Source organism: Streptomyces sp. NBC_01669, from assembly GCF_026339735.1.
GTDB classification, from domain to species: Bacteria; Actinomycetota; Actinomycetes; order Streptomycetales; family Streptomycetaceae; genus Streptomyces; species Streptomyces yanii.
This window is the reverse complement of record NZ_JAPEQG010000002.1, coordinates 229877-241582: the sequence shown is the minus strand read 5'-3', so window position 1 is coordinate 241582 and position 11706 is coordinate 229877. Positions and strand designations below refer to the sequence as shown.

Below are 11706 nucleotides of genomic sequence, written 5' to 3'. Positions count from 1 at the left end.
CAACGTTGTGCGTGATCACACCGGGCCGCCGTTTGATTCCGGGAGGCTGCTGCAAGGGGGCGGGGGTGGGGTGCATGGCGTGTCCTCCGTCTGGGCGTCGGTGTGGCACTGATGCTCTAAAAACGCGCTGGATCTGGTCCCGTCACGGCCCGATCGGAGGGCATTTGGTGAACGCGAGTTCTAATGCCGAGGGTGGGGCGTGCGGGCTCTGGGTGATCGCGGCTCAAACTCGTTCGATCAGGGCGGTTCACTCCTTCAGGGGGTTGCGGACAACACGGACCGGGCCGCGGCGGGGATGCCGGCGGGCGTGCGGCGGGTGTTCAGATCAGGACGGGCGGGAGGGTGTCAGGTGTCGAGGACGGTGAAGGCGACGGAGGGGAAGCGGCGGCCGTTGACCTGGAGAGCGAGGGAGTAGGAGCCCGGTGAGACCTTCCACTGTGCGGTCGAGCGCAGCGGGTGGGCCTTGGCGAGCCGCAGTTCCTCGCCGGGCTCTGCTGTGGCACGGCGTAGGAAGGAGACCTTCTCCCGCGGCCGGCCGTTCTGCCCCGTGGTGGCGATCACGATCATCACGTGGACCGGTGTGGTGGCGGTGGCGGTGAGAGCGGCGGAGAAGTTCAGGGTGTCGCCCTCGCGGAGTTCGGTGTGCTCCAAAGTGAGAGGGGTGAGTGCGATGGGCGCGTCGTGGGTGTAGCCGAGGATGGCGTAGGCGGGCGGCCAGCCCTCCTTGAGCCGCTTGCGCAGGGCGCCCCGGGCGATGAAGGTGAAGTGCTCGTCTGCGAGTCGGCCCGACTGCTTCCACCGCTGAAGGGTGGTCAGCACGAGGTCGGGCTGGCTGGCGGCGATGTCGTTCAGGTGGTTGGCGACCGAGTTGCGGACGTAGGGGTGCGCGTCGTCGTAGAGCTGCTCGAGGGCGGGCAGGCATGCGTCGACGGGCAGCGAGATTCGTGGAGCCCAGGGCAGCAGGGGTCGGGTGGCCTCGCTCGCCAGCCGGCGTACCCGGAAGTCCTCGTCGCGGGCCCAGGCGTCGACGGCCTTCATCGTCTCGTCGGGGAAGTCGGCGAGAAAGTGCCGTACCGGGAGCTCGGCGGAGAAGTATCCGGTCATGCGGGCCAGCGCTGCGAGCGCCTGGTCCAGGTGCTCGGCGGTACGCATGTAGCGGGAGACGTAGTCGGAGTGGGGCGAGTAGAGGTGCAGGCCGAAGGCGTTGGTCACGCCGGCCGCCTCGGGCGTCGGCGGGAGAGAGCGCAGCAGGATGTCGAGCGCGTCGGGGCCGGTGACCGGAAGGTGGGCGTGCAGGCCCTCGCTGGTGCGGGCGATCCGGGCGCTCAGCTCCAGCCGGGGAAGGTCGGCCGTCACCGACTTCACGAAGCTGTTGGCGTCGAACTCCGGGCAGACCGCCTGGACTTCGTGGCCGATGCGGGCGATGCGCTCGGCGTTGAGGGCGGTCTCTTTCAGGGGAACCTTCACGGTCATGGGCAAACCCTAGGGCCGGCTAAGGGGGCAGCCCTCGTGTTCTTGCCGCGGGTCATCCGGCGGTGTGAACGCGAGGGTTTCGGCTATCGGACGGCGGCGCGGTACAGCAGCCGGCGGTGGCGGGAGCTGTCGCAGGGGGAGGCGGTGTGGAGGGCGGCGAGGTTGTCCCACACGACTAGGTCGCCCTGCTTCCAGCGGTGGCTGTAGACGTAGGGTGCGCTGGTTGTGTGCTCCAGCAGCTCCTCGAGCAGGGCGCGGCTCTCCTTCTCGGCGAGTGTGGTGATGCCGCTGATCACCATGGAGCCGAGCAGCAGCGAGCGGGCGCCGGTGGCCGGGTGGGTCAGGACGAGCGGGTGCTCGACCTCCGGGTGGCCGGCCAGGCTATCCCGCTCGAAAATACGATTCGGTGCTGTGAGCTGCGGTGGTGTCGTTTGGTCAGGCGGCGCGGCGATACTGGTTGATCAATCCTCCGAGGATGGGTTGTCGCCGGATCCGGTGGGCCTGGAGGGTCGGTGATGGCGGCCGGGTTGGACGGTTGGTCGCTGTCCGGGGGGAGCTGCTGGCGGGATTGGTGGGGACGGTGTCCGTTGTAGTGCTGGATGTACTCGGTCAGCGCTTTCACGGCGTGGGCCTCGTTGTAGATCAGCATGCGGTCGAGGAGCTCGCGGCGGAGGGTGCCCACGACTCGCTCGCAGATCGCGTTCGCTTTGGGTGCCCGTGGTGGGCTGAGCAGAATCTCCACGCCGTCGGCCTCGAAGACGGCGTCGAAGGCACGGGTGTACTTGCTGTCCCGGTCCCGGAGGAGGAAACGCAGCGAGTCGATGGGGCGGTCCAGGATCACGGCGGGGTTCCTGGCCTGCTGGACGGTCCATTGCGCGGTGGGATGGGCGGTGACGCCGGCGAGGTGGAGGCGCCGGGTGCCGTGCTCGATGACGACCAGGGCGTAGAGGCGCTTGAGTGACACGGTGTCGAGGTGGAGGAAGTCGGCGGCGATGATGCCGTGGGCCTGGGCGGTGAGGAACTGGCGCCAGGTCGGCCCGGAGCGCTGCGGGGCGGGGTCGATGCTGGCGGCATGCAGGATCTCCCAGACTGTGGACGGGGCGATTGCGTAGCCCAGGCGGGCGAGTTCGCCCTGAATCCGGCGGTGGCCCCAGGTGCTGTTCTCGCGGGCCAGGCGCAGAATGAGCTGCTTGACGGCGGGCGCGGTGGAGGGTCGGCCGGGGCGGCGGCGTTGGGTGAACGCCCACTTGCGGGCGAGGAGTTGACGGTGCCAGGCCAGCAGTGTGGTGGGGGTGACCGCGAAGACCTGGCGCCGGCGTTTGCGCGGGATCAGCCGGGAGAGTGCGGCGAGCCAGATCCGGTCGGCGGGCTCGTAGCAGACCCGGGCGATCTGCCGGCGCAGCACCGCGTTTTCATGCCGGAGCGCGAGAACTTCCGCATCTTTGGCCATACGGCTGCGCAGTACGGCAGCGGGCACGGTGATCAGATTCCGGACGAGTGTGGCGACGACCGACAGCGACATCCGCAGATCGTCGCAGGCCGGTCGAGGCCTTGTCGCCAGGATCAGCAAACGTGCAGGCCACAGCCGCTAAATCGTATTTTCGAGCGGGACAAGCTATGGCCGGCGCTGGGGCTGGGTATGCATGCCCGCGCCCGTGGCCTGAGTCCGACTGGAGGATGGGTTTCCTGTGATCGAAAAGCAGAGCGTTGTGCGCTCGACTTCCGTGGGACGGAGGGAGCCGGCCCTCGTCCAGTTACGCAGATTCCGGTTGTTCCCCGGTACATTTCGTGCGGCCCGGAGGATCCGGCGGGGAACTGGGGTGACCTTTGAGGAGGCCTGGCGGCTGGCATGGATCCGGGAGCACCGCCTTCCTCTGGGATACACGGCCTCGGTCCTGTCCACCTACCGCGCAGCAGGGGACCGGCTGATCAGCGCACTGGACATCGGTGTCTCTGGTGCCAGGGGCCGCAACCTTGCCCGTGTGCGGGCCTCCGAGCTCTCGCGGAGCATGGGCATGCCCTCAACGGTCTCCGATTCTGCGACTGAATCCTCTCTCGTCGATGTCACGGGGGTCATCACTGCCGTGGAGGCTCTTGGGTGGGAGACCCTCGACTCTCCGCACGGTGGCATTCGTATCGGGCTGAACCAGGAAGCCGTCGCCTTCCACGAGTATCTTGCCCGCGGCGAGGACGTCTGGCTCGTATGGGCAGAGGAAGGCCATTGGGCCTGGGGCACTGCTACGTCCGACGGCATCCTGGCAAGCACGACTGTGCTCAACACCGTGGCCTCGGACAATCCCAAGGCCACGGCCGCGGCGCTGGACGCCGTACTGCGGGGCACAGCCTGACCTCTCCCGTTGTCGAGGCTGTGCCCTCCCCGGGGTGAGGTCACCAGCGGGAGCGGATGGCTGCGGGGGCTTGTTCGACGCCTTGATCCCCGGGAGAGGAGAGAGCCGCCGTGGTGGCCGGAGACGGTGCGTCGTCACATGCTGCTCGTGCTGCTTCGAGGCCGCGGTCGGCGAGTGTGACGCGGCCCAAGAGAGGCAGGCCGGCGCGGGCCATGTCGGCTTCGACCGCGTGGAGGAATGCCGGGTCCGGCACCGGCGCCGGCAGCCGTGTGGTGGAGACGCTGACCATGCCGAGGAAGGGGGGCCTGTCATGGAGGAACCGCAGGTGCCGGTCGCGCAGGAGCGCGGAACTACGCGGGGGAGCGGCCGTCCAAGCTGACGGTGGAACGACGCGAGGCCCCAAATGGCGACTGGCACCCCGTCGAGCTGGTCGTGGTCAACGACTACCAGCCGTTGACCGGCGCTTCCGGTGCGCGGGACCTGCCCGCCCACGGCACCCGCACCGTGGAGTACCGGATCAGCGCCGCTAAGGACGCCCCCGCGGGCCGGGGAGGGTTCGATGTTCATGCCATCCGGGCCGACGCGGATCCGCTCGACATGGAGGACGTGCCGGGGCGGCGGCCACGGAGGATTCCCGCTCACCACCGCCCCTCGCGAGTGATGGGCCCGACGGCATCCCACCTACGGGGTCCACTGGGAATCCCCACGCTCGGGTGCGGGGGAGAGATCCACAGCACGTTGCCGGTGAATGTGGCGAGCTCGCCGGCCTGGTTGCAGTCGAACGCGGACAGCAGCTTGTATGCGGCGAGGCGCCGGATGGAGTCGTCCGGGAACCACGTGGCGCGCAGTTCGGGTGAGAGAGCCCGGTGTGGTCGACCGTCGAGCGTGGCGGCCATCGCCGGCTTGTAGTTCAGCCATGACCAGGCATCGGTGAGGAAGGCGCGCAGGCCCACGGGGGACAGGTCCCATCGTCAGCCCCGCACCGTCCTTCAGCGTAGGTGAGTGGCAATCCAGCCATGTGCGGTGGGACGGACGGGGCTTGTAGGGGTATTGATCGCTTGCCGGTCCAACTCGCCATACTGTTCTGTCCGGTACTGGGGTGTTCAGGTGGGGGACGAATGGATGTAGCCAAGCCCGGTGTGCGCGAGCACGCCGGATTGGGTGTGCTCGAACAGTGCGCGGAGGCCAGGGCCGAGGAGGCCGCACCAGCCATCGAGTACCTCGGGACACTGGGGCTTGTTGATCCTGGACCCGGGGTGCGCAACACGATCGCCCTGGCAATGGTGCACAGCTCGTACTGCCACGAGAGCCGGATCGACTCGCCGGGCATGACGAAGGGCGTGTTGGAGGCCCTCAACGCTCTTGGCGTCGCCTTCATCCACCGAGAGGCCGCCGCCAGGATCTATCGAACCACCGCGACTACCGCCTCGCGTTCTATGAGTACCGGTGTTGCTCGGGTCGTCTCCACGTTCCCGCAATGGACATCCAGCCAGGAGTGGATTCGCCAGTCCGCGGCTCTGAGCGTCGGCCTTGACCGAGAGAACCTGTCACCCAAGATCACGGCCTTCCTGTGCCGCCAAGTCATCGGCGCGTTGTGCCTTATGGGCGAGGAGGCGGTTGCGGCCAGGCTGCTGTCGGATCACATCGGCACGGAGCTTCGCAGGCAATTGGATAGCGTCCACGACTCGAAATCGGTGTTGGAGGAAAGCCTGGGACGCGACACCGTGACGTACGAGTACGAGCGTGAGGGCCCCGATCACGCCGCCGTGTTCCATGCCGTCGTCACCGACACACGCCACCGTCACGGAGAAGGGACTGGCAGAAGCAAGAAGGCTGCCGCTCGCGAGGCCGCGCTCGACTTTCTTCGGCGGCACATACCCGGCGCCTTGGCTGCACGTCCTCAGACCGGCGTGCGGCGTCCAACCCCGTTGGAACTCCCGGCGCGAGAACCGCATGCCCAGACGGTGCGGCGCATCCAGGGTCTCTTCCGTTTGCCTGACACGGCCCGCCCGTTGCTGTCCCAAGCACTCGTCCACGGATCGTGGGCGTTTGAGAACCGTGCCGAGATGGCTCGGTGCCGGCAGCAGGACTATCAGGTTCTCGCCCATCTCGGGGCCCAGGCGCTGATCTATGAGCATCTCCGTGTCGCCGCACAACACATGGTGAAGGAGCCAACCGGGAAGTTCTCGTTCCTGACCCTCTCAAACGACATCTATGACAGCGCACTTCGACAGACCGGCCTGTCGGTCGGGCTGTTGCTCGGGACGGGCCAGAAGACGAACGGGATTCCCACGGAGGTGGGAGCAGACGCCTTTCAGGCCGTCATCGGTGCCGTAACGGTTGCGGCAGGCTTTCCGGCTACTTTGGCGGAGAAGTGGCCCAGCCGTTGGGAGCCGATATGGCAGCTTGTCGCGCCCGCAACGCCACGCCCTGCCGACCCGACCACGCTCCTGGAACGAACGGCCCGCGCCATGAAACTCCAGGTTCGCCACGAGTTCCGCGTAGAGGGACCGCACCATGCTTCGCTGCACACCGCGACGGGCATTCTCGGCAGCGCCCCGCTGGGCCTCGACACGAAGGTAGAAGGATCCACAGCCGTAGGCAAAGCCGCGGCGAAGCACAACGTGTCGCTGGTTGTCCTGAACTCCCTCGACCGACTTGCCGAGCGATTTCCAGCGCGAGCTTTCGACGGGGCCGACGGGCGCGACCGTTCTCTGGCCCTGTTCTTGCTCGCACATCAGGCATACGTGCTGGCCACGGAAACTGTCCCGATTCAGCGATGGATCGACGCGAAGCTGTTCGGTCTCCATCTGGCCGACAATGCCGCCGATCTCCTTGAGTGGGCTGTCGGCGCCGACGAACTCCTCGGCCTCACCCTGCGCCTGCAGCCGGACAGCCTCCTCCCAGCGGCCTTTCGGAATGCCATCGCGAATGCGGCCGATCCTGACCACACGCTGGACACGGCTTTGGCCCACGCCATGGACACCTTGGAGCAGTTCGAAGCACCCGAGGACATGGATCAGGCATACCTTCAGCACCTGGTGCAGTTGTGTGACGTCTACCGCTGCCTCGGCGCCGACGACCCGGACACGGACTTGTCCGACCTTGCCGCTGACTGGCAGATCCTGCACCGCGGCCGCGTCACCGTGCCTATATCCCTGCCCCATGCACGGCTCACCGGACGAGAACGAGCCGTCCTCGACGCCGCCGTGTCCACCGTCACCACGAACAGGGAACCGATCTCGGTCGAGATGGTTGCCGACCGACCTCTGCATCTACGGTTCCGCTCCACCGAATCGCCGGCTCCCGACCATGTGGAGAAGATCTGCGCACTGTGGTCCAAAGTGACCAGGACGGCCATCATGGAGGCAACTGATCACGGCATCGACGTGATCATCAGCAGAGCTAACACACCCGCTGAACCAGGGCCAGTCACCCAGGCCGTCGTCGATGCTCTTCGCCCTGGGCCCGAACCGTACCGGGCTGCCGTCGCCGATCTGCTGCACGATCTGAAGAACCAGCTCGTGGCCGCGCGCCTCGCGTCCGCTGAACCAGCCGAGACCCGGACAGGCCGACTGCAACAGCAGCTCACCGCGAGCAGACACCTTGATTCCGCGCACTCCCTCGCACTGCGGCTGAGGGCAGCGACGTCCCTGCTCGGCTCTCATGGTTCCGAAAGCGTCGAACTGGGAGGCTTTCTACGCCACTACGCAGGGACCGTTCTTGCCCGCCTGCCCGCCAAGATCTCGCTGGCGATCCCGGAGGCCAGACGCGCCGTCCGCGTCGCCGTGGACGCCCGCGCACTGACCGCCGTCCTTGACAACCTCGTGGGCAACGCGATCGAAGCACTCCACGACGGCGGTGCCATCACCCTGGCGTGGACAGCCGACGATTACGAAGCCGCCGTCGAGATCGCGGACAACGGTCCAGGGCTGCCGTCCGACATTGCCGATGCATTCGCCTCGGGACAACGCGTGCGCAGCACCAAGGCCGGAGGTAACGGACTCGGACTCCTCGGGGTGCGCTCACTCCTGGCTCGCGTCGGCGGACAGCTCACCCCCGTCGCCACGCACTCCGGAACCGCCTGGCTCATCACCCTGCCTCTCGCCGCTCCCACGACCTCGGAGTCATCATGACCGCGTCACTCACTCGTACGCGCATCCTCGTCGCCGACGACCAGAGCGACGTGGCGCGCACGCTGTGCCGTCCCCTGCAGAAAGCCGGCGCACGCCTGCACTTCGTCACCGACGGACACACAGCCCTGGAAGAGATTGCCGCCCAGCCATACGACCTCGTTCTGATCGACATGAAGATGCCCCCGGACGAGTGGGGCGGCCTGTGGCTACTGCGGGAGCTACAGAACGGCGGCTGGGGCATTCCGACCCTGGTGCTCTCTGGGGAAGGATCGAAACAGCAGGTCATCGAGGCAGTGCGGCTCGGCGTGACCGACTGGATTGTCAAGGATGCTGCGGGAGAAGAACTCCTGGAGCGATGCGTGAAGGTCCTCACGGACGCACTCGACCAGTCACTGGACGTCGCCGGGGCTCGCCTCCCGGCCCCGCTCGCTCACCGGTTCGCCCGCTACGACCGCAGCGCCGACCCGGACAAGAAAGTGTTCGAAGGACTGCTCACGCTGGAGTCCGTGTTCCGCTTCGTCGCGGTGCTCGGGCTCAGCAACACCCCGCCCGCGCCCCTGAGGGGCATCACGGCCCAGCGGTTCGCCGCCCCGAGCATGGGCACCTGGTTCGACGTGTGCGCAGCACTCGCGAGCCTGCCGGGCGCAGGGGACACCTTTGCCCGGCTGTTTTCCTGCCTGGTTTCGGAGAGAGCGGATCGCCAACCTGCGCTCGACCTCGTGGCCGCACGCAACGGTCTCGCTCACGGCCGTAGCACCCTAACCGCCGAGGAAGCTGGGCGACTTGACGGTCTGCTGCGTCGCTTCGCCCACCGTGCTCTGGCTTCCTGGCGCGCGGAGCTCGCAGTCCCCACGTCCATGACATACGACGGAGCGACGTATTCCGTCGACGTCCTGAGTCTCAGGGGTACCGGCAAGCCCACTCCGGGCAAGATCACTACCCAGGCACCCGTCGTCACAGGTCAGCCCTTTATCGTGTCACGCGACGCCGATCCGATACCCCTGGCACCGTGGATGCTGGTCCACAGGTCGGCAGGCTCCGACTTCGTTCGGTGTCTCCAGTTCGACGGCCTGAAACGCGGCAAGGGAAACCTGGACGCCGGTACGCCCTTCATGTACGCGAAGACGGATGAGGGTGACGACGTGCCAGTACCTGGCCACGCTGCGGCCACGTGGCGGACGCTGTCACCATGGGCGACGCCTTGATCAATTCATGTTCTTGGCCCGGTCACTCGTCGTGCGGCGGAAGGCCGATGGCGTCGGCGCGGCGCTAGGTGATGGCAGCCCGTGTGGCGCGGTTGGGGCGGCCCATGACACAACTCCCTGGGCCCAGCGCCTGTCTCCATGATCTCTGATCTGAGTGGGCGTTTGATGGCGATTCGTGATGGACGCTTCGGCACACTTTGTCGTATTCATCACCAACCTGCACGGCCAGAAATGCCTGGAAACTCCCCACCGGTTGGGAGCTTCCTGCCCATTGCTAAACCAGACGGAATCCAGTACCGAGAAGCGGATCAAGCGGGCGCACAGGTCGGCAGCCGGAAGGCCGCGAAGACGCACGTAAGGTGTGAATCTGCCCGAAGGTCGTCGGCCGCAAGAGCAACATAGAGCCACAATCCATAGCTAAACGCCCACTCAGGCTCCGGCGACAAGCCGGGGCTGATGAACGCGTCGTGGGACACGCCCCCGGTCGGCGATGAGCCGGTACCCGTGCCGCAGCGCGTCGCCTTCCGGCGGGTCCGGGCCGAGCAGGTTGCGCGTACACGCCCCGGGGCCCGGCGGCCTCCCGCCCTCGCCCCCCTGTGCGCACATATCCGGAGCGGCCGCGCCGTTGCCGGGGCCGGTGCTCGGCCCCGCGACGCGGTCCGCTCCGTCGGGTGATCAGCCGGTCCGGCCTACCCGGAACGTCGTCGTGTACAGGCGTTCCTCACCCGGCTCCAGGAACGTCATGGACCCGTCCTCCCGGGCCGCGGTCTCGCCCTGCACATGGTGCGTGGAGGGCTCGAAGCCCACGGCGTAGGCGCCCTCGCGCAGGTGCATCCACTGGAAGAAGGACGGGAACTGCGCCTGGTCGTACTCCAGCTCGAAGTACATCCCCAGGCGGTCGTTCACCAGCCGGGGCCGTACCGAGCCGTCGGCGTCCGGTTCCAGTTCGTGCTCGTAGACCTGCTCGACGAATCCGGACAGCGGGCCCGGCATCTCGGTGTTCGAGACGCCCTGTTCGGCGACACTGTCGCTCTGCCACAGCGTGCGGCGCAGCGGCATCTCGTAGCGCGCGCCCTCGTCCAGGAAGGGCCAGCCGACGTTGATGTGGTAGAGGAACATGTGCGGTGTGGGGTCGAAGCCGGCGTTGCGCACCCGGTCGATGAGCCGGATTTCCGTGCCGCCGAGATCGGCCTCGATGCGGCGGGTGAGCCGCAGGTGCTCACCGAAGATCGCGGCCTGGCGGACCTCGCCCTCCGCCCAGAGGACGCAGTGGTCCTCGTCCTGCCACTGCTCGCCGTAGCCGGTGAGCCGGGCGGGCAGGTTGCCGACCCGGCCGTGCAGTGCGTGGGAGGCGGCGCGGCGCGGCGGGTAGCGGTACTGCGAGGCGTCCACCTCGGCGCCGAACAGCGTGTGGTCGAGACCGGCGGTGAGCAGCAGACCCGAGAAGCTGCGCATCATCGACAGGCCGTCGTCGTCGCGGTACTCGTGCAGGCCGGGGTGGCGGAACCCGGTCGCGGAGCGCCAGCCGAACCCGCGGCCCAGGAACTCCGCCCCGCCGAGGTCCATGGCCCGGTCCACGAGCACATCGAAGGAAAGTCCGGCGCCGGTACGGAACTCCAGCGTGCGGATGCCGCGTTCGGAGCCGTCGTCCAGGACGACGGACCGCACACCGCCGGCGGCTGCGAGGTCGCCCGCGTGCCGGGCGAGGGCGTGACGGTCGTAGTCGCGTCCGTTCAGCTTCACGCCATCACCCACCCTCCGTTGACCTCCAGGCATTGGCCGGTGACGAAGGAGGAGTCCGGTCCGGCGAGGAAGGAGACAGCCGAGGCCAGCTCTTCGGGGCGGCCGCGCCGCTTGAGAGCCTGATGGTCGAGCACATGCCGCGTATAGGCCTCGGGATCGTCGTGGATCTCCTCGGCCGCCGTGGGGAACGCGCCGGGGGAGACGCAGTTGACGCGGATCTCCGCAGGCCCGAGCTCGCGGGCGAGTGCGCGGGTGAAGGCGACGGCCGCGCCCTTCGTGGAGATGTAGGCGGCGAGCGAGTCCCAGCCCCCGTGCATGGTGATCGAGGCGACGTTCACGATCGCCCCGCCGCCCGTGCCGGCCATGCGGCGCGCGGCCGCCTGAGCGGCGACCCAGTAGGCGCGCTGGTTTACCGCGACCACATCCTCGTACTCCGCCAGCGGCACATCGAGGAAGGGCCGGCTCGGGTACACGGCGGCGTTGTTGACCAGGACGCGCAGGGTGCCCAGCTCGGCCGCGGACCGTTCGACGGCCGCTTCGACTGCCTGTGCGTCGCGCAGGTCGGTGGTCAGAGCCAAGACGCGGGCACCCGACTTCCGCACCTCCTCGACTGTCTGCTCCAGCGATGCGGCGTCGCGGTCGAGCACGGCCACATCGTGCCCGTCGGCGGCCAGACGGGAGGCTATGGCGCGCCCCAGGGCGCCGCCGGCGCCGGTCACGAGTGCTGCTTGCGGTTGACTCATCGGTGGTTCCCATCTTCCCGGTGCCGGCCGGGCGCCGCGGGGCGGATCGAGGCGTTGA

At 67.9% G+C, this 11706-nt stretch carries 9 protein-coding genes; 3 read left to right on the top strand and 6 right to left on the bottom strand.

Annotated elements, in window-relative coordinates:
- Positions 1-345 precede the first annotated feature (345 nt).
- From OG972_RS41800 to OG972_RS41790, 3 genes are all read right to left on the bottom strand, one after another.
- The gene (locus OG972_RS41800) at positions 346-1473 is read right to left on the bottom strand and encodes a DNA alkylation repair protein (protein ID WP_266991472.1); all 1128 of its coding nucleotides are present in this window, start codon (positions 1471-1473) and stop codon (positions 346-348) included.
- 83 nt (positions 1474-1556) lie between these two features.
- Positions 1557-1817, bottom strand: a complete 261-nt coding sequence (locus OG972_RS41795) for a TauD/TfdA family dioxygenase (protein WP_266992944.1) — start codon at positions 1815-1817, stop codon at positions 1557-1559.
- A complete protein-coding gene (locus OG972_RS41790) occupies positions 1814-2995 on the bottom strand; it encodes an integrase core domain-containing protein (RefSeq protein ID WP_323135980.1) in 1182 nt (393 codons plus the stop codon). Before OG972_RS41790 ends, OG972_RS41795 begins: the two co-directional genes overlap by 4 nt.
- A gap of 298 nt (positions 2996-3293) precedes the next feature.
- Between OG972_RS41790 and OG972_RS41785 the strand changes: the two genes are divergently transcribed.
- Positions 3294-3821, top strand: coding sequence for a hypothetical protein (locus tag OG972_RS41785; RefSeq protein WP_266991470.1), 528 nt, complete (start codon positions 3294-3296; stop codon positions 3819-3821).
- 638 nt (positions 3822-4459) lie between these two features.
- On the opposite strand, the gene OG972_RS41780 is transcribed toward OG972_RS41785, so the two are convergent.
- Complete coding sequence (locus OG972_RS41780; RefSeq protein WP_266991468.1) at positions 4460-4774, bottom strand: hypothetical protein; 315 nt, start codon at positions 4772-4774, stop codon at positions 4460-4462.
- A 165-nt stretch (positions 4775-4939) separates the two neighbouring features.
- Here OG972_RS41780 and OG972_RS41775 point away from each other — a divergent pair, with 165 nt between their 5' ends.
- Complete coding sequence (locus tag OG972_RS41775; RefSeq protein WP_266991466.1) at positions 4940-7957, top strand: ATP-binding protein; 3018 nt, start codon at positions 4940-4942, stop codon at positions 7955-7957.
- Positions 7954-9162: a response regulator transcription factor gene (locus OG972_RS41770; RefSeq protein WP_266991464.1), complete on the top strand. Its 1209-nt coding sequence runs from the start codon at positions 7954-7956 to the stop codon at positions 9160-9162. The genes OG972_RS41775 and OG972_RS41770 overlap by 4 nt, the downstream gene beginning before the upstream one ends.
- Before the next feature lie 675 nt (positions 9163-9837).
- Here OG972_RS41770 and OG972_RS41765 read toward each other — a convergent pair.
- Positions 9838-10905 (bottom strand): aldose 1-epimerase family protein, encoded by a 1068-nt coding sequence (locus OG972_RS41765; RefSeq protein ID WP_266991462.1) that lies wholly within the window; start codon positions 10903-10905, stop codon positions 9838-9840.
- Positions 10902-11648 carry an SDR family NAD(P)-dependent oxidoreductase gene (locus OG972_RS41760; RefSeq protein WP_266991460.1) on the bottom strand — a complete coding sequence of 249 codons (747 nt, stop codon included), beginning with the start codon at positions 11646-11648 and terminating at the stop codon, positions 10902-10904. Before OG972_RS41760 ends, OG972_RS41765 begins: the two co-directional genes overlap by 4 nt.
- Positions 11649-11706: the final 58 nt, after the last annotated feature.